The sequence below is a fragment of the Streptomyces sp. ICBB 8177 genome (assembly GCF_003144095.1).
Taxonomy (GTDB): domain Bacteria; phylum Actinomycetota; class Actinomycetes; order Streptomycetales; family Streptomycetaceae; genus Streptantibioticus_D.
The window spans coordinates 2,101,031-2,127,707 of the sequence record NZ_NSKH01000018.1 but is presented as its reverse complement, the minus strand read 5'-3'; the positions used below and the strand labels follow the sequence as shown (position 1 = coordinate 2,127,707).

The following is a 26,677-nucleotide window of genomic DNA, read 5'->3' as shown; positions in this document are numbered from 1 at the left end:
GGGGCTTGCGCCACCGGCGCGGCGAAGCGGCCGGCCCTCGCGGTTCCGTGAGGGCCCGGCCGCCTCGTCTCGTCCCGTACGGGCGGCTACTGGGCCACGTTCGAGATGGTCGCCGTCTTCTCCGCGGCCGTCTTGCCCAGCTCGGGCAGCATCGCGGAGGCCACGTCCTGCGGCGTGACGGCGGTCTTGGTGCCGTTGCCGCGCTCCAGCAGCACGCCGTCGAACGCGTTCCCGTACAGCTGCTGCAACACGTTCAGGTCGATGTGCAGCGTCATCTTGTCGGTGCCGGGGACCGCCACGATCGTGAGGATCTTGCTCAGCGACTTCTGCGGGCTGAACGGGACCGACCTGCCGCCCGCCACCACCGTGATGCGGCCGGACATCGCCGGGTCGCCGATGGTCTTGATGGCCTGCGTGAGGTCGGCCTGGGTGACCATCGGCTGGTGGGTGGTGACCGGCAGCGTGACGGTCTGGTCCTGGCCGGTCTCGGCGCGCTGGACGTAGGCGTTGGTGACCTTGGCGTCCGACAGCGCGGCGTCCACCGCCTGGTACGGCTTGCCCGCCACCGCGACGGGGGTGCCGTCGACGAACTTGACCATGCCGTCGGTGGCCGTGCCCGAGCCGCCCGGCACCAGGGTGTCCAGCTGGCTGTCCAGCTTCTCCTGGTCGACCGGGATGACCGGCTTGACGACCGTCTTGCCGCCGAAGAGCGAGCTGATCACCGAGACCGGGTCGTAGTCGCGGTGGGCGACCTGCGCGACGGTCTGCTGGGTGTCGATGGACAGCCCGGCGAGCGCGGGCTTGAGCTCCACCGTCCGGCCGCCGACGCTCAGCTTCAGCGGCGCGGTGCCTCGGTCGCCCACCGCGGCGTCCAGCGCCTTGACCGCCTCGTCCCGGCTCTTGCCGCCGATATCGACGCCGAGGACGGTGGTGCCGTTGGGCACGTCGGCGTGGTTCATCACCAGGCCAGCCGCGTAGAGCACGGCGGCGACGCCGACCAGGCCCATGACGGCCATCATCGGCTTGGAGCGGCCCTTGCGCTTGGCGGCGGGCGCGCTGGAGGACGCCTTGGGCGCGGGCGCGCCGGAGTCGGCGGGCGGGGAGGGCGGCTTGATGGTCGGCGTGCCGGCCGGGCCCGCGGGCACGCCGCTGACCAGCGTCTCGCCGGACACGTGGTCGGCGCCGGTGCCGCCGCTCGCCGGACGGTAGCCGGAGCGGCCCTCGCGCGAGTCGGCGCCGGGCATCCGCATGGCCCCGGTGGCCGGACCCGTGGTGGGCCCGGCGGGCGGCGCGGGAGGACCCGCGTCGGCGCCGGGGGGACGGCCCGAGGCGTCCGGGGCGTGGAAGCCGGGGAACGGCACGCTGCCGGGCGGCGGTCCACCGGCGGGTCCCTCGGGCTGTCCGGCCGCCGGTCCCGCGGGCGGGGTGAACGGGGTGCCGCGGCCCTGGCTGCCCGGGCCGAACGATTCGCCGCCGCGTCCACGGCCGGGGGCGCCGGGGCCCGCCTGGGGCGCGAACGGGTCGTTGCCGGGGGCGAACGGGTCGCCGCCGGAGGCGAAGGGGTCGCCGCCGGGGCCCGCGCCGAGCGGACCGGCGCCGGGCAGCGGCGAGTTGACCGTCGCGGCGTCGCCCTCGGGGCCGTCCGGCCAGTGGTCGTCGGGGAAGGCGCGACCGCGCGGCGCGGAGGCGGCCGGAGGGTCGTTGAGATAGGGGATCGCGGGCTGGCCGGGCGCGGGCCGGCCGGAGCCGGGCGCGGCCGGTCCCGAGGGCGCCGGGGCCGGCGCGGGCGCCGCCCCCGCACCGGAGGCCGCGCCGGGGACCGGCGTGCCGCCGGGCGGCGTGGGCGTCGGGGGCTTGCGCGGGGCGAACCAGTCGCTGGCCGCCTTCTCCTTGTCGCCGCCGCCCGTCGCGTCGGCGGGCGCGGCGTCGGCGCCCGGGGCGCCCGGCGGGGTCCAGCGCGGCACCGCCTGGGTGGCCTCGTTGCCCGCGCTCCCCGGGCCGCCGGACCCGTCGCCCGGTCCGTCCCCGTCCGCGTCGCCCTCGCCGACCGGCTTGCGGACGACGACGGGCGGGATGGGCCGGGACCCGGGGATGTTGATCCGGATCCTGGTGGTCAGCGTGGTCTCGGTCCTGGGCTCGTCCGGGGCCGCGTCGGCGCTGCCGTCACCCTGCGCGCCGCCCGGCCCCGGTGCCCCGGCGGAACCGCCCGGCGGCTCCTCCTGCGGGTGCGCGGAGGGATACTGGCGGGTTCCGTACGGCGGTGTCCCGGACGGGTACGCGGCACCGCCGCGACCCTGGGGTCCTGAGGACGAACTGTCAGTTTCACGGCTCAAGGCAGGTTCTCCCGGTTAGCTACGCCACCCGTCGCGGCCATCCGCTGGGGGCTCGCCGGCGCGCACCACCATACTGGCCGACGCGTGGACCGGAATGGCGCCCGCCGTTACGGCGAACTGTCAGACCGTCATACAGCGCCCATCACCGACCAAGTCGGGCACCGGGCGTGTCCCCCGGAGAACGGCGGGGCAGCGTGGCACAGATCACGCCGGCCACCATCCCGCCGAGCAGATAGACGTAGGGGCCGATCCCGGCGGCGAACAGGAAGTCGCCCTCGGGCCGCGAGACGCTCAGGTACATCACGGTGACGAACCACAGGATGACCGGCACCGCCGCGCCCAGGCGGCTGCGGGTGGCCACGGCGCCGCCGTGGAAGAGGGCGACGGCACCCGCGAGGGCGAGCAGCAGCCCGCCGGGGAACCAGCCGTCCTGGACCAGCGCGCCCGCGCAGGCGACGACCACCCCGAGGACGCCGAGACCGGCGAAAGCCAGTACGCGCATCGCTCTCAAACCTCCCCACCCGTAACCGAATCGGTGAAAATGCCCGCGAACAGGTCGTCCGCGCGCCCCCCTTGAGCCTCGGGCGCCGCCCCGTGCGCCAAGCGGTAGTGCTCGACCGGCAAGAGCGGCTGGCCCAGGTCGTTGGAGAGGGCGAAGAAGGGGCCGTCCACGGTGATCTGGGTGGCGTGCGCGCGCATCGCCGCCGCCTTGCGACCGGCGTACGCGGTGCCGTCCACCGCGACCGCCACGTCGGCGTCGTCCACCACGCCGGGCACGTCGTCCACCGACGCGACACCCCCGAACGCGGTCTCGCGGCTCGCCGCGCGCAGCCGGGCGAAGCCCTCCTCCACGACCGGGCGCGGCACGCAGTTCCAGTACACCCGGTCGATCGCGTGCGCCGGGCCGAGGTCGGCGCGGAAGGCGGGGTCCGCAGCCAGTCCGGCGGCGCGCATGGCGACGCGGTGCGCCTGGATGTGGTCGGGGTGGCCGTAGCCCCCGTCGGGGTCGTACGCGACGAGCACCTGCGGCCGGACCTCGCGGACGACGGCGACCAGATGTCCCGCGGCCTCGTCCAGGTCGGCCCGCCAGAAGCACCCGGGGCGCTCGTTCTGGGCGACGCCCATCATCCCGGAGTCGCGGTAGCGGCCGGGGCCGCCGAGGAAGCGGTGGTCGGTGACGCCCAGCTCCCGCATGGCCGCCGCCAGTTCGCCGGCCCGGTAGGCGCCGAGGGTGTCGTCCCGGTCGGCGGCCAGGTGCGCCAGCCGCGGCGGGACGATCTCGCCCTCCTCGCCGAGGGTGCAGGTCACCAGGGTGACGTGGGCGCCTTCTGCGGCGTACTTGGCCATGGTCGCGCCGTTGTTGATCGACTCGTCGTCGGGGTGCGCGTGGACGAGCAGCAGGCGCCGGGCGGGAAGCTCGGTCATACCCGGCAGCGTATTACCCGGGGTGTCCGCCGCCCGCCACCCGGGGGCCGCGCTCAGAACTTCAGGTTGCCGATCATGCTGGCGACGCTGGTGGTCAGCTGGTGGATGGTCGGGGCGAACGTGGAACTGGCGAGGTAGAAGCCGAGGAGCATGCAGACGACCGCGTGTCCGCCCTTCAACCCGGACTTCCTCACCAGCAGAAGCACGATGACCAGCAGCAGCAGGACCGCTGAGATCGAGAGCGCCACAGCGGCTCACCTCCAGGTCGCGGAGCGGGTCGTGGCCCATACCTACAGCTACCGATCCTAACTTTCCGTGAGCCCGCACACCTCGGGGCACGGGAGCACGCGGGGGCGCACGTACGGGCACGGTTCCGCTGGTCAGCGGGGTCGCCGGGCTCGCTGCGCGGGGCCTGCGCCATTCCGCCGTTCGGATGAACGACCACGCTCCGCACGAGCCGGGGCGAGCGCCGCACGCGGACGAGGGCGCCCCTCCCGGCCCGGCGCCTACGCTTCGCCGCATGAGTGATCACCTCTCCTTCCCCAGGCAGCACGCGAGGACCCAGCGCTTCACCCTGGGCGCCCCGCGCTCCCTCACCGTCTCGCCGGACGGCGAGCGCGTGGCCTTCCTGCGCTCGGGCTCCGGCACGGACCGGGCGAACCGGCTGTGGGTGCTGGACGTGCCCGAGCGGGAGGGCGGGGCCGCCGAGCGCCTCGTCGCCGACCCCGGCGCCCTGCTGGACGGCGCGCGGGAGGAGCTGACGGCCGAGGAGCGCGCGCGGCGCGAACGCAGCCGGGAGGGCTCGGCGGGGATCGTGGCGTACGCGGTGGACGGCGCGGTGCGCACGGCGGCCTTCGCGCTGTCGGGGCGGCTGTTCACGGCGGACCTGACGGCGGACACGGCCGGCGGCGCGTCCCGCGAGGGGTCCCGCGTGCGCGAACTGCCCGTCGCCGCGCCGGTGATCGACCCGCGTCCCTCGCCCGACGGCCGCCACGTCGCGTACGTCAGCGGTGGCGCGCTGCGGGTGGTGGCGGCGGACGGCTCCGGGGACCGCGTGGTGGCCGGGCCGGACGACGGCGAGGCGCACGTCACCTGGGGGCTGGCGGAGTTCGTCGCGGCCGAGGAGATGGACCGCTCGCGCGGCTACTGGTGGTCCCCGGACGGCGATCGCCTGCTGGCCGCCCGCGTCGACGACTCCCCCGTGCGGCGCTGGTGGATCGCCGACCCCGCCAATCCGCGCGACGCTCCGGCAGAGGTCGCCTACCCGGCCGCCGGTACGCCCAACGCCGAGGTGACGCTCACCGTGTGCGGCCTGGACGGCTCGCGTACCGAGGTGACCTGGGACCGCGAGCGCCACCCGTACCTCGCCCGCGCGCACTGGTCGGCCGGCGGCCCGCCGCTGCTGCTGGTGCAGTCGCGCGACCAGCGCGATCAGGCGTACCTGACGGTGGACGTCACGACCGGCCGCACCGCGGTCGCGCACACCGAACAGGACCCTGTCTGGCTGGAGTTGTCCACCGGCGTGCCGGCCTGGACGCCGGACGGGCGCATGGTGCGGATCGAGGACCGCGAGGACGCCCGGGTGCTGGTGGTCGGCGAGGAGGCGGTGACGGACGCGCGGCTGCACGTACGGGCGGTGCTCGATGTCGCGGCGGACGGCGTGCTGTTCACCGCCTCGGCGGGCCGGGACGCGCAGGACCCCGGGGTCGGCGAGATCCACGTGCACCACGCGGGCGCGGCGGGCGTGACCCGGCTGACGAGCGGGGCGGGCACGCACGCGGCGGTGCGCGGCGGGCCGTCGACCGTGGTGAGCGGGACGGCACCGGACCGCCCGGGCGCGCAGGTCCGGGTGCTGCGCGGTGAGGCGGGCGTGCCGTCGGCCCTGAGGGAGGTCGCCCGCGTCGCCTCGTACGCCGAGCGCCCGGTGCTCACCGCGCGCCCGATGCTGACCCGCGCCGGTGAGCGGGGCATCCCTGCGGCGGTGCTGCTGCCGTCCGGGTACCGCGAGGGCGACGGGCCGCTGCCGGTGCTGATGGACCCCTACGGCGGGCCGCACGGCCAGCGGGTCGTCGCCTCGCACGACGCGCACCTGACCTCGCAGTGGTTCGCCGAGCAGGGCTTCGCGGTGGTGGTGGCGGACGGCCGGGGCACCCCGGGCACCTCGCCGGAATGGGAGAAGGCGGTCGCGGGCGACTTCGCCGGGGTCACCCTGGACGACCAGGTGCACGCGCTGCGGGCACTGGCCGCGTCGTACCCACTGGATCTGGAGCGCGTCGCGATCCGCGGCTGGTCGTACGGCGGCTATCTCGCCGCGCTCGCGGTGCTGCGCCGCCCCGACGTATTCCACGCCGCGGTCTCCGGGGCGCCGGTGACCGACTGGCGGCTGTACGACACGCATTACACGGAACGCTATTTGGGCGACCCTGCCACGGCACCGGAGGTCTATGCGGCCAACTCCCTGACCGACCCGGCGGGTTGGGCACGAGGCGGTCCGGTGCGGCCGCTGATGGTGGTCCACGGGCTGGCCGACGACAACGTGGTCGCCGCCCACACGCTGCGGTTGTCGTCCGCCCTGCTGGCAGCGGGCCGCCCGCACCAGGTCCTGCCGCTGTCCGGGGTGACCCACATGACCCCGCAGGAACAGGTGGCGGAGAACCTGCTGCTGCTCCAGGTCGATTTCCTGAAACGGGCATTGTCGGTGGCGTAGCGAGGGACCCGACCCGTCGGGCCACCGTGTTGCGGCCACCTCTATAACCGCGGCAATCGGCGATATGGAAAACGCGGTAAGCCGGTAACTCAGCGCAGTCTTTCAACTCCGTATAGAGTTATTCACGGTGACCTGACGGCCTGTCGACCCACACTCGCGCAACACAACCGTCACACACTTCCACCCCGAAACGTAAACAGCTGGTAAAGACACCACTCTTCGGGGTGGCAGGTATTTATGCACCCTAATCGGGGCGTATCGGACAGAGTTACCGCTCGGTCACCCAGGGATGTCAGCCGGCAAAAGGGGACGAAGGCCTCAATTGCGGCCAACGACTAATCTCGCATGATCTCATTCTGGTCTCAGCCTGCTTCCCACTCTTGAGCGGCGAAAACCTACTTGCGTAGAGTCCCCTCACCGCGCAGCGCCGAGAACTTCCTGAACTGAATCCGGGGATTCCGCACGATGACCATGCAACCCCAGCCGACCGGCACCACAGGCGAAACATCGCTCATGGAGGACCCATCGGCCGAAACACCACAGGGCACGCCGGCCGAAGGCGGCCCTGCCATCACCGGCCGCTCCCCGGGGCGCGCCGCCTGGGAGCGCCTGCGGCGCGACAAGACCTCGATGGTCGCCCTGATCATCTCGGTCGTGTTCATCCTGGTGGCGATATTCGCTCCGCTGATCGCGCACGCCGGTGGCTGGGGACCCATCACCCCGGACAACAAGGCGATCGACCCCGACACGGGCAACTACCCGTACGGCTCCCTCGGTGGCATCAGCATGCGCCACCTGCTGGGTGTGGAGCCGGGCACCGGTTACGACCTGTTCGCCCGGATCGTCTACGGCCTGCGCACCTCCCTGCTGGTCGGCTTCGCCTCGGCGGTCCTGTCCATGGTGGTCGGCACCGTGGTCGGCCTGGCCGCCGGCTACTTCGGCGGCTGGATCGACAACCTGCTGTCGCGGATCATGGACCTGATGCTGGCCTTCCCCCAGCTGCTGTTCATCATCGCTCTGACCCCGGTGCTGCAGAACGCGCTCCAGACCAACATCCACGGCGGTACCAACGAGAACCTGCGCCTGCTCATCCTGGTGCTGTGCATCTCGGCGTTCGCCTGGGCGTACACCGCGCGTCTGGTGCGTGGTCAGGTGCTCTCCCTGCGCGGACGGGAGTTCGTCGACGCCGCCCGCATCATGGGCGCCGGCTGGCCGCACATCCTCTTCCGCCAGCTGCTGCCCAACCTGTGGGCGCCGATCCTGATCTCCTTCGCGCTGGCGGTCCCGCAGAACATCACGACCGAGGCCGCGCTCTCCTACCTGGGCGTCGGCGTGGTCCCGCCCAACCCGGACTGGGGCTCGATGCTCACCGACGCCTCCCAGTTCTTCCTGCAGGACCCGGCCTACCTCTTCATCCCCGGTGTCCTTCTGCTGGTCCTGGTCCTGTCGCTGAACCTTCTCGGCGACGGCGTCCGGGACGCCCTCGACCCGCGGGCCAACCGCAGCTAACGCACCCCCAAGAGTCGGTCACCGCAACGCCCCGCCGGGGCCGCGCGGATGACCGAGCCGACAGCAAAGGAGCACTCCTGATGATGCGCAAATCGCGCATGGTCGCCATAACGGCGACCGCGATCTCGCTGGCCTTGGGGGCCACCGCGTGCGGTGGTTCCAACAGCGCCAACGGGAAGCCGGTCAAGGGCGGAACGCTGACCATCCTGGAAAAGGCCGACTTCGACCACCTGGACCCGCAGCGCGCCTACACCACCGAGGCGGACAGCACGGACGAGCTGCTGGTGCGCTCGCTGACCAACTGGGACGTCTCCGGCAGCTCGCCGAAGCTGGTGGGCGACCTGGCCACCAACACCGGCACCCCGAGCGACAACGACCAGGTGTGGACCTTCCACCTGCGTCAGGGCGTCAAGTGGCAGGACGGCTCCGAGGTCACCTCGCAGGACGTCAAGTACGGCGTCGAGCGCGTCTTCTCGCCGGACATCAACGGCGGCCCGCCGTACGCCTCGCAGTGGCTGGTCGGCGGCTCGACCTACAAGGGCCCCTACAAGGGCCAGTCGCTGGACTCCATCCAGACGCCGGACAAGTACACGATCGTCTTCCACCTCAACCAGCCGGTCGCGGACTTCAACGAGGCCACCGCGATGCCGACCTGGGCCGCGGTGCCGAAGGCGCACGACACGGCCTCCACCTACGACCACCACGTGTGGTCGGACGGCCCGTACGAGCTCAAGTCGTACGTGCCGAACAAGGAGGCCGTCCTCGTCCGCAACCCCAACTGGAGCGCCTCGACCGACCCGCTGCGTCAGCAGAACGTCAACGAGGTCGACCTCAAGATGGGCATGGACGAGGGCGCCATCGACCAGCTGCTGAAGTCCGACTCGGGCGACGCGCAGACCTCGATGCAGCAGTGGCCGATCTCCGGTTCCGACCTGTCGGGCGTCCTCAACGACCCGACTCTGAAGGACCGGATCGTCTCCTCCAAGGCGCCCGGCATCAACTACATGGCCATCAACACCACCCGTGTGAAGGACATCCGGGTGCGTCAGGCCATCGAGTACGCGATCAACAAGCAGACCGTGCGCGGCGCGTTCGGCGGCTCGGGCTACGGCGACTACGCCAGCACCATGCTGAACCCGGGCATGGGCGGCTACCAGCCGTTCAACCTCTACAGCACCAACCCGGCCGGTGACCTCACCAAGGCCAAGGCGCTGATGAAGCAGGCCGGCAACCCGAAGATGACGCTCTCGCTGACCGTGGAGAACACCACCACGCAGGAGCACTTCGGCGACGCGGTGAAGAACGCCCTGTCCCAGATCGGCATCACGGTCAACGTCACGCCGATCGACGCGGGCAGCTACTTCAGCACCATCCAGAACACCAAGAACCAGTACGACATGTCGTGGGTCGACTGGATCGCTGACTGGCCGAACGCCTCGACCGTCCTGCCGGTGCTCTTCGACGGCCGCCAGATCGCCAAGCTCCCGCAGGCGAACCAGGACGTGTCGTACCTGAACGACCCGAAGATCGAGGCCGCGCTCGACGCCGCGTCCAAGATGTCGGACATCAACCAGCGGAACGCCGCCTACGGCGCGCTGGACAAGGAGATCATGCAGCAGGCCAACGTGGTCCCGCTGATGTACATGAACTTCCCCGAGATGTTCGGCTCCAAGGTCGGTGGCCTCAAGCAGGACCCGATCCTGGGCGAGCCCAACCTGATGAAGGTCTTCATCAAGTCCTGACCCCGCGAGGTCGGGTCCTGACGGACCGACGCAGCACCTGACGCCCCGCCGGCGGCCGATCGCCGCCGGCGGGGCACTCCCCCAACCAACGCCCCAGGTCGCACCCCGCAGGCTTATCCAGCGAGAGGGAGGAGGACCGGGCTCTCGAGCCAGGTCCCAGCACCACATGTTCCGTTACTTGATTCGACGTCTGCTGGCAGCGGCCGTCATCCTTGTCGTGATCAGTCTGATCACCTTCGTCATCTTCTTCGCGCTGCCGACCGATCCCGCGCTTCTGGCCTGCGGCAAGACGTGTTCGCCGTCCCGGCTGGCGGAGATCAAGCACTCGCTGGGGCTGGACCAGAGTCTGGCGACGCAGTACTGGGAGTTCTTCAAGGGACTCTTCGTCGGCCGCACCTACGGCGACCAGAGCCTCATCGTCCACTGCACCGCGCCGTGCCTGGGCGTCTCCTTCCAGAGCGACACCCCCGTCCTGTCCATCCTGATGAGCGACTTCCCCGTCGACCTCTCGCTGGGTCTCGGCGCCGCGGTGATCTTCGTGACCGTCGGTGTCGGCCTTGGCGTCCTGGCCGCGGTCCGCAAGGGCAAGGCGGCCGACAAGATCGCGGTCGGCGCGGCGCTGTTCGGTGTCTCGCTCCAGATCTACTTCGTGGGCCTGCTGCTGATGTGGGCCCTGGTCGACAAGTGGCAGATCCTGCCCACGCCGTCGTACACGCCGATCACTCAGGACCCGGTCTCCTGGTTCACCGGCCTGATCCTGCCGTGGGCGACGCTGGTCATCATCTTCCTCGCGCTCTACACCCGGCTCGCCCGCTCCTCGGTGCTGGAGGTGATGGGTGAGGACTACATCCGCACCGCCCGCGCCAAGGGCCTGCCGCGCAAGACGGTGATCCTCAAGCACACGCTGCGGGCCGCGATCACCCCGATCATCACCATCTTCGGCATGGACGTCGCCTCGCTGATCGGCGGCACGGCCGTCATCACCGAGTCGGTGTTCGGCCTCAACGGCATCGGCAAGCAGGCGGTCGACTCGGTCACCAACTCCGACCTCCCGGTCATCCTGGGGACCACGCTCTTCGCCGCCGCCGTGATCGTCATCTTCAACGTCATCGTCGACATGGTCTACGGGATCGTCGACCCCCGCGTCCGCCTCGCCTGAGTTACACGCCGGAAGCCAAGGAATACCAGTGGCCAACGAAATCACGCCGCAACCCGCGGACAGCAGCCCCTCGTCCGCCTTCCTGGACGTTCGAGACCTGCGTGTGCACTTCCCCACCGAAGACGGCCTCGTCAAGTCGGTGGACGGGGTCTCCTTCACCCTGGAGAAGGGCAGGACGCTCGGCATCGTCGGCGAGTCCGGCTCCGGTAAGTCCGTCACCAGCCTCGCGCTGCTCGGCCTCCACAAGGGGTCGCGCGCCAAGGTCTCCGGTGAGGTGTGGCTGGACGGCAACGAGCTGGTCGGCCTGCCGGAGCAGGAGATGCGGGCCCTGCGCGGCAGCAAGGTCTCGATGATCTTCCAGGACCCGCTGTCCGCCCTGCACCCCTTCTTCACCGTCGGCGCGCAGATCTCCGAGGCGTACCGGGTGCACCACAAGGTCTCCAAGAAGGAGGCCAAGGAGCGCTCGATCGAGATGCTCAAGCGGGTCGGCATCCCGCAGCCCGACCGCCGCTTCAGCGACTACCCGCACCAGTTCTCCGGCGGTATGCGCCAGCGCGCGATGATCGCCATGTCGCTGGTGTGCGACCCCGAGCTGCTGATCGCCGACGAGCCGACCACCGCGCTCGACGTGACCGTGCAGGCCCAGATCCTGGACCTGATCTCCGACCTCCAGGAGGAGTTCGGCTCCGCGGTCATCATCATCACGCACGACCTGGGCGTGGTGGCCGAGGTCGCCGACGACATCCTGGTGATGTACGGCGGCCGCCGCATCGAGTACGGCACCGTGGACGACGTCCTCAAGGAGCCCGGCCACCCGTACACCGGTGGCCTGCTGCAGTCCATGCCGCATCTGTCCGGCGACGTGGACCAGCGCCTCAACCCGATCAAGGGCTCCCCGCCGAGCCTGATCAACCTGCCTGCCGGGTGCGCGTTCAACCCGCGCTGCACCTTCAAGGACCAGGTGCCGGACGGCCGTTGCCTGACCGAGCGGCCCGAGCTGCTGCCCGTGCTCGGCACCGACCAGCACATCGCCGCCTGCCATCTCAGCGACGACATCAAGGCTGGGATCCAGGGCACGGTGGAACGGGCCGCGAAGTGACGGCGGCGGACGAACAGGAGCATGTCGTGAGCACCACCAAGTCCATCGCCGAGCAGCGCCCGGCGCCGGACGCCGAGTCGTCGTCCGGCGAGAACCTGCTGGAGGTCAGCGGCCTCCAGATGCACTTCCCGATCCGGCAGGGCATCATCTTCCAGCGCCAGGTCGGCGCCGTGAAGGCCGTCGACGGGGTGGACTTCGCCGTGAAGGCGGGCGAGTCCCTCGGCCTGGTCGGCGAGTCCGGCTGCGGCAAGTCGACCACCGGCCGGCTGGCCACCCGGCTGCTGGAGCCGACCGGCGGCAAGATCGTCTTCGACGGTGAGGACATCACCCACAAGCCGGTCGCCAAGATGCGCGAGGCCCGGCAGAACCTCCAGATGATCTTCCAGGACCCGTACTCGTCGCTGAACCCGCGGCACACGGTCGGCACGATCATCGAGACCCCGATGAAGCTCAACGGGATCAACCCGCCGCAGGGCCACAAGAAACGGGCCCAGGAGCTGCTGGAGATCGTCGGTCTCAACCCCGAGCACTACAACCGCTACCCCAACGAGTTCTCCGGCGGTCAGCGGCAGCGCATCGGCATCGCCCGCGCGCTGGCGCTCAAGCCGAAGCTGATCGTGGCCGACGAGCCGGTCTCGGCGCTGGACGTGTCCATCCAGGCGCAGGTGGTCAACCTGCTCCAGGACCTCCAGAAGGAGATGGGCATCGCCTTCCTGTTCATCGCCCACGACCTCGCGGTGGTCCGCCACTTCTCCGAGCGCGTCGCGGTGATGTACCTGGGCAAGATCGTCGAGGTCGGCGACCGCAGGGCGATCTACGAGCGCCCGCGTCACCCGTACACCCACGCCCTGCTGTCGTCGGTGCCGGAGATCAACCCGGCCGCCGACGCCCGCGAGCGCATCCGGCTCGCCGGTGACGTCCCCTCGCCGATCGACCCGCCGTCCGGCTGCCGCTTCCGCACCCGCTGCTGGAAGGCGCAGGACAAGTGCGCGACGGAGGAGCCGCCGCTGGTGCGCATCGAGGGCAACGGCGAGGGCCACCTGACCGCCTGCCACTTCCCCGAGGAGCCGAGCATCACGGCCCGCGAGGAGGCCATCGTCCTGGACCCGGCGCTGGCGGCCCTGGAGAAGGCGGCGACGGCTGCGGAGGCTTCGAAGACGGAGGCCCCGAAGGCGGACGCGAAGGCCGACGCCCCGAAGGCGGAGGCTTCGAAGGCGGAGGCCAAGGCCGAGGTGCCGAAGGCCGACGCCAAGGCCGACGAGGCCGGCAAGGACAGCAAGTGATCTGACGGTCGGCCGGGAGCCCGCGGCTCCCGGCCGACCGCGCGAAAGGCCCGCGTCCGCACCGGACGCGGGCCTTCGTCATGTGCGCGCCGAGCGTGGGGGGTCGGGGCATGACGACCGGCCGGGGCGTGAGAGGACTCCCGCCCCGGCCGGTCAACGGCACCCGCACGGCCGTACGGCATTCATGATCCGGCGTCCGCATATCGTCGGCGCTTCCGCCAAGTTACCGGTGCGTTAAGCAGTTCGGCCGGCCACCTACGGGGCCCCTGCCCGACCGCCCGGTCCCGGCTGACCGCTCGTCAATCTCCCGTACGACCTCTTGACGCGCGTCGACCCGGGTTGCGACCCTCCGCTCATCCCGCGGAGCCCGGCGACGGGCTCCGCCTCCACCCACTCGGTGCGGGGGGACGGCGGTCATGACCAGTGCCCGTGAGACGACAACCACCGGGCCGAACAAGGATCCTGACGCTTTATCAGGTCCGCTCGGCGCGGTACCCGTCGGCCGCTCCCCCCGTCAGCTGGCCTGGATCCGCTTCCGGCGCGACCGGACCGGCGTGGTGTGCGCCGTGATCGTCGCCTGCTTCGTCCTGATCGCGCTGGCCGCGCCGCTGATCACGAAGGTCTACGGGAAGAACCCGTACACCCTCTACGGGCAGGACGACGGCCTGCTCAACTCCTACGGCCTGCCGATCAGGCCGAACGGCGGCATCGACGGCGCCCACTGGTTCGGCGTCGAGCCGGGGCTCGGCCGGGACGTGCTGGCCCTGCTGGTCTACGGCATCCGCACCTCGCTGGGCATCGCTCTGTGCGTGACGGTGCTCTCGGTGGTCGCCGGCGTGGCCGTGGGGCTCTTCCAGGGCTACCTGGGCGGCCGCACGGACTACGTGGTGGGGCGCTTCTCCGACCTGATGATGTCGTTCCCGCAGCAGTTGTTCTTCATCGCCTTCACCCCGGTCATCGTGGCGATGTTCGTACGGCCCGGGAACGCGGAGCCGACCTGGATACGGTTCGCGGCGCTGGTCATCGTGCAGTTCGCGCTGGGCTGGATGGCGCTGGGGAGGCTGGTGCGGGCGCAGGTGCTCAGCCTGCGCGAGCGGGAGTACGTCGAGGCCGCCCGGCTCAGCGGCGCCTCGACCGCGCGGATCGTGCGCAGGGAGCTGCTGCCCAACATCTGGAGCACGGTCCTGGTGCAGTCCACGCTGCTGCTGCCGGTCAACGTGACGGCGGAGGCCGGGCTCTCCTACCTCGGCGTCGGGATGCAGACGCCGACGCCCGACTGGGGCCTGATGTTCCAGGACGCGGCGCAGTACTACCAGTCGGACATCACCTACATGTTCTTCCCCGGCGTCGCGATGGTGGTCTTCGTCGTCGCCTTCAACCTGCTCGGGGACTCCGTCCGGGACGCACTCGATCCGAAGACCGTCCGCTGACACCGGTGAGGTTTCCATGAGACTGCGCAACTCCACAGCCCGCTCGGCGCGCGCCCGGTGCGGCGCCGCGATCCTGGCGGCGACCGCGCTGACGTTGTCCGCGTGCAGCGCGGGCGGCGGCACGGGAGGAGGAGGCGCGGGCGGCGGCGGGGCGGACGGTGCCAAGGCCGCCGTGGAGACGGTGACGCTGGGCACCGCGGCCGACTCGGTGGGCCCGGCCACACCGGTCGCGGGCGCCCGCAGGGGCGGCACCGCCTACGACCTGGAGGCGGACGGCATCAACCACCTGGACCCGGCGCAGGCGTACATCAACCAGGAGCAGATCATCGGGCAGCTCTTCAGCCGCCAGCTGACCAACTACCGCATCGACCCGAAGACCGGCAGGACCACGCTGGTGGGCGACCTGGCCACCGACACCGGCGAGTCCTCCGACGGCGGCCGCACCTGGACGTACCACCTGAAGACCGGGCTGACCTGGCAGGACGGCACGCCGATCACCAGCGCGCAGGTCAAGTACGGCTTCGAGCGGCTGTACGCGGGCTTCGAGACGGCGGGCCCGCAGTACGTGCAGACCTGGCTGTCGGGCCAGGACTTCCGCAAGGCGTACCAGGGCCCGTACTCCGGCAGGTCGCTGCCCGACTCGCTGATCGCCACTCCGGACAGCCGCACGATCGTCTTCCACTTCCTCGCCCCGCACCCCGACACCCCGTACGCGATGGCGCTGTCCGGCTCCGGGCCCGTGCTGCCCGCGAAGGACACCCGTGCCAAGTACGACAGCGCGCCGTTCTCCGACGGCCCGTACGAGATCGCCGACTACCAGCCGGGCAAGCAGTTGCTGCTGCGGCGCAACCCGCACTGGGATCCGCGCACGGACCCGGTGCGCGACGCCTATCCGGACGAGTGGGACGTCGAACTGGGCATCGCGCAGCCCGGGTTGACGGAGCGCCTGATGCAGCAGGCGGGGCACGACAAGGACGCGCTCGCGCTGGTCGCCCCGGCCGACCCGACCCAGACCCCGCTGATCGCCACCGGCGCCCAGTACGCCTCCCGGCTGGTCAGCCAGTACCAGCCGTTCGTGGACGTCTTCGACATCAACACCTCGCGGGTCAAGGACGAACGCGTGCGGCAGGCGCTGATGTACGCGTTCCCGATGAGGCAGGTGCAGACCGCGCTCGGCGGCGCCCCGCAGGGCGACCTGGCCACCGACCTGATCGGGCCCACCGTGGCGGGCTTCCAGGCCGCCGACCCGTTCGGCAAGCTCGCCGAGCCGAACGGCGACCCGGCCAGGGCGAAGGAGCTGCTCAAGCAGGCCGGGGTCACGCACCTGAAGCTCACCTACGCCTACGCCGACCAGCCGCGCTGGCAGACCGTGGCCCGCACCCTCCAGAGCGCCTTCGCCAAGGCCGGCATCGAGCTTCAGACCACCGCGATCGACTCGACCTCGTACTACACGCTGGTCGCCAAGGTGGACAACCCCTATGACCTGTACCGCACCGGCTGGGGCGCCGACTGGCCTTCGGCGTCCACCGTCATCCCGCCCACCATGGACGGCCGCCTCATCGCCGACGGCGACACCGACTACGCGCACCTGGACGACCCCCGCGTGAACGCCGCGATCGACCGCATCGAGAAGATCACCGACCTGAGCCAACAGGCCGTCCAGTGGCAGCAGTTGGCGCAGTACATCCTCAAGAACGACACCCCGGTGATCCCTTACGAGTACGACAAGTACTTCAACGTGCACGGCGACGGGCTCGGCGGCGTCACGTACAACAGCCCGCTGGGCGCGATCAATCCGAACACCGTCTACGTGAAGTGACCCGCGGCCCGCGGCCGGCCCCCGCCGCCCCTCGCGGGACCGGCCGCCTCACGGAAGAGCCCGACGCATGCTGCGATTCCTGGTGCGCCGCCTCCTCGGCGCGGTCGTCATCCTCGTCCTCATCAGCGCCCTGACCTACCTGCTGTTCTTCACGTTGCCCAGCGACCCGGCGCTGCTGTCGTGCGGCAAGAACTGCACCCCGGCCAACGTGGCCCTGATCCATCACAACCTCGGCCTCGACAAGCCGGTTCCGGTGCAGTACGCGCAGTACATGGCGGGGATCTTCACCGGCCGCAGGCTGCCGCTGGGCAACTGCCCGGCGCCCTGCTTCGGGCTGTCGTTCGCCAACGACGCCCCGGTGTGGACCATCCTGTCCAGCCGCTACCCCACCACGCTGTCGCTGGCCCTCGGGGGCGCCGCGGTCTTCCTCACCGTGGGGGTCGGGCTCGGGCTGGTGTCGGCGTGGACGCGCGGCTCGCTGTTCGACCGGCTGGCCAGTTCGGTGTCGCTGATGGGCCAGTCGGTGCAGATCTACTTCATCGGGCCGCTCGCCATCTACCTGCTCGTCGACCGCCTCGGCTGGCTCGATCCCGGGGCGGACCCGGACTGGTCGCACGACCCGGCGGGCGCGGTGGGCGGGCTGGTGCTGCCGTGCCTGGTGATGTCGGTGATCTTCTGGTCCAACTACAGCCGCCAGACCCGGTCGTTGATGATCGAGCAGCTGGCGGAGGAGCACGTGCGCACCGCCCGCGCCAAGGGCATGGGCCGCGGTTACGTCTTCTTCCGCTACGCGCTGCGCGGCGCGATGGGCCCGATCGTCACGCTCTTCGGCATCGACCTCGGCTCGGTCTTCGGCGGCGCGATCATCACCGAGACCACGTTCGGGCTGCACGGCCTCGGCCAGCTCGCGGTGGCCGCCGTGACCCAGACCGACCTGCCGCTGGAGATGGGCGTGATGCTCTTCAGCTCGTGCGCGATCGTGCTGTTCAACGTGGTCATCGACGCCAGTTACGCCTTCATCGACCCCCGTGTCCGGCTGCTGTGAGGAGGGTGCGTGTGACCACCGCGACCGAGGACCGGGCCGCCGGACCGCCCGAGGGGGCGCCCGGGGCCGAGCCGTTCCTGTCCGTTCGCGACCTGCGGGTGCGGTTCGCCACCGAGGACGGCGTCGTCAAGGCGGTCGACGGGCTCTCCTTCGACCTGCCGCGCGGCCGCACCCTGGGCATCGTCGGCGAGTCCGGATCGGGCAAGTCGGTGACCAACCTCGCCGTCCTCGGCCTGCACGACCCGCGCACGGCCACGGTCAGCGGCGAGATCCGGCTCGGTGGACGGGAGTTGACCTCCGCGTCCCGGCGCACCCTGGAGCGGCTGCGCGGGAACACCATGTCGATGATCTTCCAGGACTCGCTGACCGCCCTGTCCCCGTACCACACCGTGGGCCGCCAGATCGCCGAGCCGTACCGCAAGCACACCGGCGCGAGCCGCGCGCGGGCCCGGCGGCGGGCGGTCGAGATGCTGGGCCGGGTCGGCATCCCGCGCCCCGAACGCCGGGTCGACGACTACCCGCACCACTTCTCCGGCGGCATGCGGCAGCGGGCGATGATCGCACTGGCCCTGGTCTGCGACCCCGAACTGCTCATCGCCGACGAGCCGACGACCGCCCTCGACGTGACCGTGCAGGCGCAGATCCTGGACCTGCTGGCCGACCTGCAACGCGAACGCGGCACCGCGATCGTCTTCGTCACCCACGACCTCGGGGTGGTCGCGGGGGTCTGCGACGACGTGCTGGTGATGTACGCGGGGCGGTGCGTGGAACGCGGGAGCGTCCGCGAGATCCTCAAGTCGCCGCGTCATCCCTACACCTGGGGACTGCTGGGGTCGCTGCCGCGGATGACGGACGACGCGGACGAGCCACTGCGGCCGATCCCCGGTACGCCGCCGAGCCTGCTGACGCCGCCGCCGGGCTGCCCGTTCCACCCGCGCTGCCCGTACCGCGCCCAGGTGCCGGACGACCGCTGCCGCACCGAACGGCCCCCGCTGGCCCCGGACGGCGGCGGCCGGGCCTCGGCCTGCCATCTGCCGGACGAGCGGGTGCGGGAGCTGATGCCGGGAGCGGTCCGGTGAGCGGGGGCGAGGCCTCGCCCGCGGGCGTGCCGCTGCTGGAGGTGACCGGCCTGGTCAAGCACTTCCCCGTGCTCCACGGCTTCCTGCTCAAGCGGCAGGTGGGCGCGGTGCGGGCGGTGGACGGCGTGGACCTCACGGTGCGCGAGGGCGAGGCACTGGGGCTGGTCGGCGAGTCGGGCTGCGGGAAGTCCACCACCGGGCGGCTGGTGACCCGGTTGCTTGAGCCCACCGCGGGCCGGATCGCCTACCGGGGCCGGGACATCACGCACGCCACCCGCAAGCAGCTCGCCCCGGTGCGCAGCGAGATCCAGATGATCTTCCAGGACCCGTACGCGTCCCTCAACCCGCGCCAGACGGTGGGCGCGATCGTCTCCGGACCCATGGAGATCAACGGGATCGACCCGCCCGGCGGCCGGGAGAAGCGGGTGCGCGAGCTGCTGGAGACGGTGGGGCTCAACCCCGAGCACTACAACCGCTTCCCGCACGAGTTCTCCGGCGGCCAACGCCAACGCATCGGCATCGCACGGGCGTTGGCGCTGTCCCCGAAGCTGATCGTGGCCGACGAACCGGTCTCCGCGCTGGACGTGTCCATTCAGGCGCAGGTGGTCAACCTGCTGCGGGAGCTGCGGCGCGAGAGGGGCATCGCGTTCCTGTTCATCGCCCACGACCTGGCCGTCGTCCGGCACTTCTCGCAGCGGGTGGCGGTGATGTACCTGGGCCGGATCGTGGAGACCGGCGACCGCGACGCCCTCTACCAGCGCCCCCGCCACCCGTACACCCACGCCCTGCTGTCGGCGGCCCCCGAGCCCGACCCGGACGCGGAGGGGCGCGAACGCATCCGTCTCGCCGGAGACGTCCCCTCCCCCGTCGACCCGCCCTCCGGCTGCCGCTTCCGCACCCGCTGCTGGAAGGCCCGGGACAAGTGCGCGACGGAGGAGCCCCCGCTGGTGAGGATCGAGGGCAACGCGGAAGGTCATTTGACGGCGTGCCACTTCCCGGAGGAGCCGACCGTCGTACGCGACCGAGCGGTCGTCCTGGACCCGGCGCTGGCAGCCCTGGAAGGGGGGACGCCGCAGGAAGGGGGGACGTAGCCCCACGGCAGTTCGTACGACGCCGGGCCCTCATCGGACAGCACGAGCCTCGCGGCCACCGCCCCCGGTCCGCGGCGCTCCGACGCAACGGTCGGGGCGCCGCCGAACGCCGACGAGGCGTCTGGCCCGGCCTGCGTCAGGAAGCCGGCCTCTTGGCCCGTGGCAGTACCGGCAGCAGGGCGGAGATCGCCACGGCGAGGCCCACGTTGAAGAGCGCGGCCATGGCGAAGGCATGACCGAACTCCGCCACCGACGGATGGGCCGCGGCCCCCAGGCAGTTGTAGTAAATGACTCCGATCGCTGCTACGCCGAGTGCGCCACCCACCTGCTGCCCGGTGGACAGCACCCCTGATGCCATGCCGACCTCGGCCGGGCCGATCCGGGAGAGGACGGCGTTCAGCAGCGGGGTGACCAGCAGGCCGTTGCCGGCGCCGATCAGCAGCAGCCCGGGGGTGAGAGCCCAGGCGCTCAGCGAGTGGCCGGCAAGCAGTGCGATGCAGATCGTGACGACGTAGCCGACGCCGCTCGTCAGGGCGCCGGCCTGGAGCACCGTCCGGCCGTATCGGGCCAGCCGGCCGGCGGAGATGCTGGCGGCGAAGAAGGCGACTGCCAGCGGCGTGTACACGAGGCCCGCCCCGAGCGCGCTTTGACCGAGCCCGTCCTGGAGCGTCAACGAGAGCACGAGGAAGAAGGAGTTGATGCCGGCATAGGCAATGACGACCAGGGTCATGCCGACCGCGAACGGGCGCTGCTTGAGCAGGCGCAATTGCAGCAGCGGGGAACCGCCCCGTCCGTCGACACCACGCTCCACCGCGGCGAAGACCACGAAGAGCAGGAGACTGCCTGCCAGGCTCAGCCAGGTCCACAGCGGCCAACCCGCCTGCCGCCCCTCGATCAGGGGGACGACCAGCAGGACGAGGGCGACGGTCAGCGCGAAGGCGCCGCGAAGGTCGAGTCCCCGGGCCTCAGCGGCTCGGGACTCAGGAACCCAGCGCGCGACCAGGAGCAGCGTGACCAACCCGACCGGGACGTTGACCCAGAACACCGGGCGCCAGGAGGAGCCGAAGAGGTTCGCTTGGATCAGCGCACCGCCCAGGAGTTGGCCGATGATGGTGGATGAGCCGATCACGGCCCCCAGGGCGGAGAAGGCCTTGGGTCGCTGCTGCGCAGGGACCAGGACCTGGATCATCGCGAACACCTGCGGGAACATCGCTGCCGCGCTCAGCCCCTGCACCAGGCGTGCCGCGATCAGCATGTCGGCGTTGGGTGCTGCGGCGCAGGCCACGGAGGAGAGCGTGAACAGACTCATGCCGATCGCGAACAGCCGTCGGCGGCCGAAGAGGTCACCGAGGCGGGCGCCGGTGATGAGGGCCACGGCATAGGTGAGCTGGTAGCCCGCCATGACCAGCTGGATGTCGGCATCACTGGCATGCAGGCCTGACTGGATCGCGGGGGCCGCCACCAGCACGATGAACGTGTCGAGGATCGCCATGAAGGCGCCGATCAGTACAACGGACAGTGCGCGCCACGGTGATGCCGGCTCATCCGCCCCGGAGGATGCCGACCGCGCGTCGTCAAGGGCACGGGCAGGAGAGTCCGGGGGCTGAGTCTGAGTCATGGGCCGAGTTTCACCCGGCCCCTCGTCAGGGAACAGACAGCGATTATGCTGGTGTCCTGACCACCACCCGGAGCGTTGGGCGGACGCGGAGGAAGCAGATGGCGCACGAGGACCGTCGCCGCGCGCTCGCACAGTTCCTCCGGTCGCGCCGGAACAGGTTGACCCCGTCCGACGTCGGCATCGTCGCCGGGTCCCGGCGCAGGGCTCCAGGGCTGAGGCGCGAGGAAGTGGCGCAGCTCTCCGGGGTGAGCGTGACCTGGTACACGTGGCTTGAGCAGGCTCGGGACATCACCGTCAGTCGTCAGGTGCTGGAGAGTCTTGCCAGCACGCTGAAGCTGGACCGGGCCGAGCGCCGGCACCTGCTGTGGCTCGGTGGCGAACAGCCGCCGACCGAGCCGGAACCGCCCGTAGGCGTCAGCCCTGCCTTGCAGCGCTTGGTGGACGCGCTCGACCCCAACCCTGCCTACGTTTTGAACGCCACGTGGGACCTGCTGGCCTGGAACCGTTCCGAAGCGGGTTTGATCGGCGACCCGTCGGCACGCGACGACGATGAGCGCAACATCATCTGGCTGGTCTTCACCGAGCCCAAGCTGCGAGAGCTGCTGGTCGACTGGCCCGCGCAGGCGCGGAGTCTGCTGGCCCAGTACCGTGCCGACGCCGAACGCAACATCGGAGACCCGCGCTTCGACCGCCTCACCGCGGCGCTGCGCGAGGCGAGCGCCGAATTCCGCTCCTGGTGGGACAGCCATGACATCCGCGACTTCCGGGCCGCGCGGCGGCAGTTCATGCACCCTCGGCTGGGTCTGCTCACCGTGGACTACGTGAAGCTCGCCGTGGTGGACGCGCCCAGTACCAAGCTCTTCACCGCACTGGCGGCAGACGACGCGACCACCCGCAAGCTCCCCCGACTGGCCGCCCAGCTTCCGGACATCCTTCCGGCCACCAAGGGAGCCTGACTCGCCATCAGATTGCTGCTGAGCTGCAACTTCCGCCAAAACAGGGCTCGGTGCCGCCGCGACGTCGACACGTCAGGCATGTGATCTGGAACACATATCCTTGACGGGTTCTCCGGCCCCACGGTTTCGTTGAGGCCGCACGGAATCACGATTACCGCGCCAGATGTTCACGGGGGATCTACACGGGGGGAACTACACGGGGGTTCCATGGCGGGAGCTCCGGCTGGATTTTTGGTCGACATCGTCACGTCGCGTCCAGCCTGTCGAAACTCCCACCATTCATTGCGCTGCCTGCATGACATGCCCATTACGCTGCATGCACGGCGCGCCGCTTGAGTCACTCCTTTCCTGATGCACGTGTGTAACGACGCACTGAGCTCCTTCAGCCGCAGCCTGCTCGGGTGAGCTGAGGAAGGTCGTCGACCATTTCCTGGCCCACGAAGTCAGGGGTCACGCATCACATGACCACCACCCGATTCGGTGGCCACTCGAAGCAGCTCACTGCTACCGCTGTCCGGCCGCGAAAAGGAAAAGGAAACACGAGAATGCCATTAAATCGAGAATTTATCGGCTGTTCATGGAAGGCTGACCATGTCTATGAGGTCAGCCGAGAGAAGATCCGTGAATATGCGGTGGCTATCGGCGAGATGCATCCCGCCTACCTCGATGAGGAGGCCGCCGCGGATCTCGGGCATCCCGCCCCGTACGCGCCGTCGACCTTCGCCACCACTCTGTGGTTCCGCATGGGGACCTGGCCGCTGTCCGATCCTGCACTGGGCAAGGCGAAGAAGCCGGTGTGTCTTCTCGGGGATCAGCGGGTCCTGCACCACCGCCCGATCTACGTGGGCGACCGGCTCTGGTTCAGCACCACGGTGAAGGAGATCCGTGACATCGGGCGCCACGAACTGCTGCACATGGAGCACCGCATCGAGGCGGAATCCGGTGAACCGGTCACCACGATCAACGACAAGATGATCTCGCGCGGGACGGCGGCAGGGGCGACGGCCCGATGACAGCGTCAGTTACGCCCTCCTACGCGGAGGTTGAGGTCGGCACGGCCATTCCCGGCCGTGATTTCCAGGTCCGGCTTGTCGACGAGATCCGGTACTGCGGGGCTGGGCTGGATTTTGTCGGTGTCCATTGGAACGAGCGGGTGGCCCGAAGCGTCGGGATGCCGCATGTCGTCGCGCACGGCCCACTGACCGAGGCAAAGGCGCTCTCTGTCGTCAACGCGTGGACGGGCGATCCGGCGGCTGTCGTGGAGCAACAGGCACGATTTCTGTCACCGGTACTGCTGCCGGACGACGACATCGGCGCCCGATTCCATATCTCGGGGTCTGTCATCGAGAAACTCGCGGAAAAGCAGGTGGTGATCACCATGTCGGTGACGTCGCAAGAAGGCGCAGAACTCGCGGCCGTGCGCGTCGTGGTGCGCCTCAGGTAACTCGGTTCCGACACACCAGGGGGAATTGCAATGCGGACCTTGCTGATAGACAACCACGACTCCTATACGTTCAACCTCTTCCAGCTGATCGCAGAGGTGAACGGGGTTGAACCAGTAGTGGTCAAGAACAACGACGCCGTGCTCACCTCGTCCTACTTCGGCGGCTTCGACAACATCGTCATCTCTCCGGGGCCGGGCCGCCCGCAGAAGCGGGAAGACCTCGGCCACGTCCCCGACGTCCTGGCCCGCACGCATCTTCCTGTCCTGGGAGTCTGCCTCGGCCATCAAGCCATAGCGCACCTGGCCGGAGCGCGTGTCGGACTCGCGCCGCAGGCCCGGCACGGCTACCTGTCGCGGATCACGCACGACGGCACGGAACTCTTCGCCGGAGTCCCTCAGGAGTTCACCGCCGTGCGCTACCACTCCCTGTGCGCCGAGGAACCACTCCCGCCGGAGCTCGAGGCCACAGCCTGGGCAGAGGACGGCGTGATCATGGGCCTTCGCCATCGCGAACTTCCGCGGTGGGGGGTTCAGTTCCACCCCGAGTCGATCGCGTCCGAGCACGGCCGCCTGCTCGTTGCCAACTTCCGTGACCTCACCCGCGAAACCGGAACCAACGCCGCGGCGGTCCCGTCGACTTCGGCAGGCGCGCGTGCCCTCCGTCCGCCGCAGTCGAACGACGAGGAATGGCCGGCGTACTGCCTGCAGACCACCGTCCTGCCGTTCGCGGTACCCACCGACGCCGCCTACAGCCGGCTCTTCGCCTCTTCGTCCACCTCGTTCTGGCTCGACAGCAGCCGGGTCGAGGAGGGACTCTCCCGCTTCTCGTTCATGGGGGACGCCGACGGGCCCCTCAGCGAGACGCTCACCTACCGAGCCGGCTCAAAGGTCGTCACAGTGCGCGACACCGGCGGTGTGCGGGTGGAAAGCGGCGACATCTTCGAGGTGCTGGACCGTCGCCTGGCCGAACGCCGTGTCGACGCACCGGATCTGCCTTTCGACTTCACCGGGGGCTACGTCGGGTATTTCGGATACGAGATCAAGGCTGACTGCGGTGCGCAGCAGGCCCACCGGGCGGAGACCGCCGACGCGATGTGGACCTTCGCTGACCGGCTGATAGCGGTCGACCACCAAGAGAGCAAGACCTACGTCCTAGCCGTGCACCAGGACGACGAGAACAGCGCACTCCACGCCAAGGAGTGGCTTGGGACGCTCACCACCCAGTTGCTGGCCGTCCAGGAGGAGTCGGCGCGGCCACGGACGACAGCCGAGGGTGTACAGCCGCCGGCGCACAGTGCCGAGCCCTATTTCGTGCGCGACGCGGCCGGATACCGGGAGAGCGTCGACGAATGCCAGCGGCAGTTGGTTCGCGGCGAAAGCTACGAGATATGCCTCACCAACAAGGCACATCTGCCGTTCGACGACGATGACCTCGCCTTCTACCTGCGTCTGCGCGAGGTGAACCCGGCGCCGTACGCGGCACTGTTCCGCAATGGGCCAACCGCAGTCTTCTGCTCCTCGCCCGAGCGGTTTCTGCGCATCGACCGCGACAACTGGGCGGAGAGCAAGCCGATCAAGGGCACCGCGCCCCGGGACAGCGACCCGGAGCGTGATGCCGCGCTCGCGGCCGAGCTGTCCTCGAACGACAAGACGCGGGCCGAGAACCTGATGATTGTCGACCTCCTGCGCAACGACCTGGGTCAGGTGTGCGAGATCGGCACGGTGACGGTGGATCGCTTCATGGCCGTGGAGTCCTACGCCACCGTCCATCAACTCGTTTCCACCATCCGCGGCAGGTTGAGCCCCAGATGCACCCCGGTCGCAGCGGTCCGCCACTGCTTCCCCGGCGGATCGATGACGGGGGCGCCCAAGAAGCGGACGATGGAAATCATCGACCGCCTGGAGACAGAGGCCCGAGGCATCTACTCGGGTTCACTCGGTTACTTCGGGCTTTCCGGCGGCGCGGACCTCAACATCGTCATCCGGACCGCTGTCCGGCACGGAGACCGGCTCAGCATCGGAGCCGGCGGCGCGATCGTCCTGGACTCCGACCGCGAAGAGGAGTACCAGGAAATGCTGTTGAAGGCCGCCGCGCCACTGCGCGCCTGGAGTCCGACCGCGTGATCGCCGAGCGTCTGCGCTGGTCGTCACGGGACAAGCAGCTCGAGCCGCTCCCCGCGCGTGAGTCGGTTGCCGCACCCCTCCGGGTGGCCGACTCCTGGCTCGCGGATGCCGGCCGCGTCCGCGGGATCGAGTGGCACGCCGAACGGTTCCTGCGCGCGGTTGTCGACGGACCGGGCCCAGCCCAGTCCGACGTGGCCCGCTTCTTCGAAGCCGCGGTCGCTGCCGTTCCCGAGCAGGGCCGCTGGTTCCCCCGGGTCGAGCTGGTGGAGCCCGCCCGGGGCTCGTTCAGCTTGCGCCTGTGGCTGCGGCCGGCCCCGGAACCCGGCTCAGCCCTGCGGATGTGGGCCAGCCCCCACCCGGACCGGAGGCTTCACCCCACGCGCAAGGGACCGGACCTGGACCTACTGGCAACGCTGCGAGCCGAGGCCGTTGCCGCCGGAGCGGACGAGGCGCTGCTCCTGGACGACCAGGGCAGGGTTCTGGAGGGGACGACGACCAGCCTCCTGTGGTGGCGAGGTGATGTCCTCTGCGCTCCGGGGCTGAGCCCATCCATCCTGCCCGGGGTCACCCGGCGGATCCTGCTGGACGAGGCGGCCCGGGCCGGCATCGGGACGGTACTGGAGTCGCCCGCGCCCGAGCTGCGGCAGCTGGACGGCCTGGAGGTGTGGGCGGTGAACGCCCTGCACGGCATCCGCCCGGTGGTGGGCTGGGTCGGTGGGGCGATGACGGCGGGCGAAGCCGTCAAGGCGCCCTTCTGGAGGGCGCACCTGGACCTCCTCAGCGCGTCGCCCCTGTACTGATGACGAAGGAAACC

21 protein-coding genes are annotated in these 26,677 nt (G+C 70.3%); 16 read left to right on the top strand and 5 right to left on the bottom strand.

Translation table 11 applies throughout. The features are described from left to right. Window positions 1–86 precede the first annotated feature (86 nt). The 4 genes from CK485_RS18060 to CK485_RS18040 form a co-directional block, all read right to left on the bottom strand. Window positions 87–2,333, bottom strand: a complete 2,247-nt coding sequence (locus CK485_RS18060) for a hypothetical protein (protein WP_158288223.1) — start codon at window positions 2,331–2,333, stop codon at window positions 87–89. Between the two features lie 142 nt (window positions 2,334–2,475). Beyond that, on the bottom strand, window positions 2,476–2,835 hold the full coding sequence (locus tag CK485_RS18050) for a DUF6113 family protein (RefSeq protein ID WP_109451815.1): 360 nt from the start codon (window positions 2,833–2,835) through the stop codon (window positions 2,476–2,478). Window positions 2,836–2,840: 5 nt separating this feature from the next. Further along, a complete protein-coding gene (mshB, locus tag CK485_RS18045) occupies window positions 2,841–3,758 on the bottom strand; it encodes an N-acetyl-1-D-myo-inositol-2-amino-2-deoxy-alpha-D-glucopyranoside deacetylase (RefSeq protein WP_109451813.1) in 918 nt (305 codons plus the stop codon). A 53-nt stretch (window positions 3,759–3,811) separates the two neighbouring features. Then, on the bottom strand, window positions 3,812–4,006 hold the full coding sequence (locus CK485_RS18040) for a hypothetical protein (protein WP_109451811.1): 195 nt from the start codon (window positions 4,004–4,006) through the stop codon (window positions 3,812–3,814). Between the two features lie 272 nt (window positions 4,007–4,278). Here CK485_RS18040 and CK485_RS18035 point away from each other — a divergent pair, with 272 nt between their 5' ends. The 11 genes from CK485_RS18035 (at window position 4,279) to CK485_RS17985 (ending at window position 19,721) form a co-directional block, all read left to right on the top strand. Further along, complete coding sequence (locus CK485_RS18035) at window positions 4,279–6,465, top strand: alpha/beta fold hydrolase (protein WP_109451809.1); 2,187 nt, start codon at window positions 4,279–4,281, stop codon at window positions 6,463–6,465. 513 nt (window positions 6,466–6,978) lie between these two features. Further along, window positions 6,979–7,974, top strand: coding sequence for an ABC transporter permease (locus CK485_RS18030; protein WP_109451807.1), 996 nt, complete (start codon window positions 6,979–6,981; stop codon window positions 7,972–7,974). Between the two features lie 80 nt (window positions 7,975–8,054). After that, window positions 8,055–9,716 carry an ABC transporter substrate-binding protein gene (locus CK485_RS18025; protein ID WP_109451805.1) on the top strand — a complete coding sequence of 554 codons (1,662 nt, stop codon included), beginning with the start codon at window positions 8,055–8,057 and terminating at the stop codon, window positions 9,714–9,716. A 166-nt stretch (window positions 9,717–9,882) separates the two neighbouring features. Beyond that, a complete protein-coding gene (locus CK485_RS18020) occupies window positions 9,883–10,875 on the top strand; it encodes an ABC transporter permease (RefSeq protein WP_109451803.1) in 993 nt (330 codons plus the stop codon). A gap of 28 nt (window positions 10,876–10,903) precedes the next feature. After that, the gene (locus CK485_RS18015; RefSeq protein WP_109451801.1) at window positions 10,904–11,974 is read left to right on the top strand and encodes an ABC transporter ATP-binding protein; all 1,071 of its coding nucleotides are present in this window, start codon (window positions 10,904–10,906) and stop codon (window positions 11,972–11,974) included. 26 nt (window positions 11,975–12,000) lie between these two features. Further along, on the top strand, window positions 12,001–13,257 hold the full coding sequence (locus CK485_RS18010) for a dipeptide ABC transporter ATP-binding protein (protein WP_241968392.1): 1,257 nt from the start codon (window positions 12,001–12,003) through the stop codon (window positions 13,255–13,257). A gap of 416 nt (window positions 13,258–13,673) precedes the next feature. After that, window positions 13,674–14,687 (top strand): ABC transporter permease, encoded by a 1,014-nt coding sequence (locus tag CK485_RS18005; RefSeq protein ID WP_109451799.1) that lies wholly within the window; start codon window positions 13,674–13,676, stop codon window positions 14,685–14,687. A 16-nt stretch (window positions 14,688–14,703) separates the two neighbouring features. Then, window positions 14,704–16,506 carry an ABC transporter substrate-binding protein gene (locus tag CK485_RS18000; RefSeq protein WP_109451798.1) on the top strand — a complete coding sequence of 601 codons (1,803 nt, stop codon included), beginning with the start codon at window positions 14,704–14,706 and terminating at the stop codon, window positions 16,504–16,506. A 67-nt stretch (window positions 16,507–16,573) separates the two neighbouring features. Beyond that, complete coding sequence (locus CK485_RS17995; protein WP_109451796.1) at window positions 16,574–17,551, top strand: ABC transporter permease; 978 nt, start codon at window positions 16,574–16,576, stop codon at window positions 17,549–17,551. Window positions 17,552–17,628: 77 nt separating this feature from the next. Beyond that, the gene (locus CK485_RS17990; RefSeq protein WP_241968479.1) at window positions 17,629–18,630 is read left to right on the top strand and encodes an ABC transporter ATP-binding protein; all 1,002 of its coding nucleotides are present in this window, start codon (window positions 17,629–17,631) and stop codon (window positions 18,628–18,630) included. Next, the gene (locus tag CK485_RS17985) at window positions 18,627–19,721 is read left to right on the top strand and encodes an ABC transporter ATP-binding protein (protein ID WP_109451792.1); all 1,095 of its coding nucleotides are present in this window, start codon (window positions 18,627–18,629) and stop codon (window positions 19,719–19,721) included. Before CK485_RS17990 ends, CK485_RS17985 begins: the two co-directional genes overlap by 4 nt. Window positions 19,722–19,857: 136 nt before the next feature. Here CK485_RS17985 and CK485_RS17980 read toward each other — a convergent pair whose 3' ends face one another. Continuing rightward, window positions 19,858–21,339 carry an MFS transporter gene (locus CK485_RS17980; RefSeq protein WP_109451790.1) on the bottom strand — a complete coding sequence of 494 codons (1,482 nt, stop codon included), beginning with the start codon at window positions 21,337–21,339 and terminating at the stop codon, window positions 19,858–19,860. 98 nt (window positions 21,340–21,437) lie between these two features. On the opposite strand from CK485_RS17980, the gene CK485_RS17975 reads away from it, so the two are divergent. The 5 genes from CK485_RS17975 to CK485_RS17955 all read left to right on the top strand — a co-directional run bounded on the left by CK485_RS17975 (window position 21,438) and on the right by CK485_RS17955 (window position 26,663). Next, a complete protein-coding gene (locus tag CK485_RS17975) occupies window positions 21,438–22,295 on the top strand; it encodes a helix-turn-helix transcriptional regulator (RefSeq protein WP_109451788.1) in 858 nt (285 codons plus the stop codon). Between the two features lie 461 nt (window positions 22,296–22,756). Next, on the top strand, window positions 22,757–23,308 hold the full coding sequence (locus CK485_RS17970) for a MaoC family dehydratase N-terminal domain-containing protein (RefSeq protein WP_109451786.1): 552 nt from the start codon (window positions 22,757–22,759) through the stop codon (window positions 23,306–23,308). Next, window positions 23,305–23,739, top strand: coding sequence for a MaoC/PaaZ C-terminal domain-containing protein (locus CK485_RS17965; protein ID WP_109451784.1), 435 nt, complete (start codon window positions 23,305–23,307; stop codon window positions 23,737–23,739). The genes CK485_RS17970 and CK485_RS17965 overlap by 4 nt, the downstream gene beginning before the upstream one ends. A gap of 30 nt (window positions 23,740–23,769) precedes the next feature. Then, window positions 23,770–25,863, top strand: coding sequence for an aminodeoxychorismate synthase component I (gene pabB, locus CK485_RS17960; protein WP_109451782.1), 2,094 nt, complete (start codon window positions 23,770–23,772; stop codon window positions 25,861–25,863). After that, entirely contained in the window at window positions 25,860–26,663 is an 804-nt protein-coding gene (locus CK485_RS17955; RefSeq protein WP_109451780.1) for an aminotransferase class IV, read from the top strand. Before pabB ends, CK485_RS17955 begins: the two co-directional genes overlap by 4 nt. Window positions 26,664–26,677 lie beyond the last annotated feature (14 nt).

Coding starts and splice junctions, on each gene's coding strand:
- CK485_RS18050 (WP_109451815.1), bottom strand. CDS start 2,835: ATGCGCGTACTGGCTTTCGCCGGTCTCGGCGTCCTCGGGGTGGTCGTC.
- mshB (WP_109451813.1), bottom strand. CDS start 3,758: ATGACCGAGCTTCCCGCCCGGCGCCTGCTGCTCGTCCACGCGCACCCC.
- CK485_RS18035 (WP_109451809.1), top strand. CDS start 4,279: ATGAGTGATCACCTCTCCTTCCCCAGGCAGCACGCGAGGACCCAGCGC.
- CK485_RS18030 (WP_109451807.1), top strand. CDS start 6,979: ATGGAGGACCCATCGGCCGAAACACCACAGGGCACGCCGGCCGAAGGC.
- CK485_RS18025 (WP_109451805.1), top strand. CDS start 8,055: ATGATGCGCAAATCGCGCATGGTCGCCATAACGGCGACCGCGATCTCG.
- CK485_RS18020 (WP_109451803.1), top strand. CDS start 9,883: ATGTTCCGTTACTTGATTCGACGTCTGCTGGCAGCGGCCGTCATCCTT.
- CK485_RS18005 (WP_109451799.1), top strand. CDS start 13,674: ATGACCAGTGCCCGTGAGACGACAACCACCGGGCCGAACAAGGATCCT.
- CK485_RS18000 (WP_109451798.1), top strand. CDS start 14,704: ATGAGACTGCGCAACTCCACAGCCCGCTCGGCGCGCGCCCGGTGCGGC.
- CK485_RS17995 (WP_109451796.1), top strand. CDS start 16,574: ATGCTGCGATTCCTGGTGCGCCGCCTCCTCGGCGCGGTCGTCATCCTC.
- CK485_RS17980 (WP_109451790.1), bottom strand. CDS start 21,339: ATGACTCAGACTCAGCCCCCGGACTCTCCTGCCCGTGCCCTTGACGAC.
- CK485_RS17975 (WP_109451788.1), top strand. CDS start 21,438: ATGGCGCACGAGGACCGTCGCCGCGCGCTCGCACAGTTCCTCCGGTCG.
- CK485_RS17970 (WP_109451786.1), top strand. CDS start 22,757: ATGACCACCACCCGATTCGGTGGCCACTCGAAGCAGCTCACTGCTACC.
- CK485_RS17965 (WP_109451784.1), top strand. CDS start 23,305: ATGACAGCGTCAGTTACGCCCTCCTACGCGGAGGTTGAGGTCGGCACG.
- pabB (WP_109451782.1), top strand. CDS start 23,770: ATGCGGACCTTGCTGATAGACAACCACGACTCCTATACGTTCAACCTC.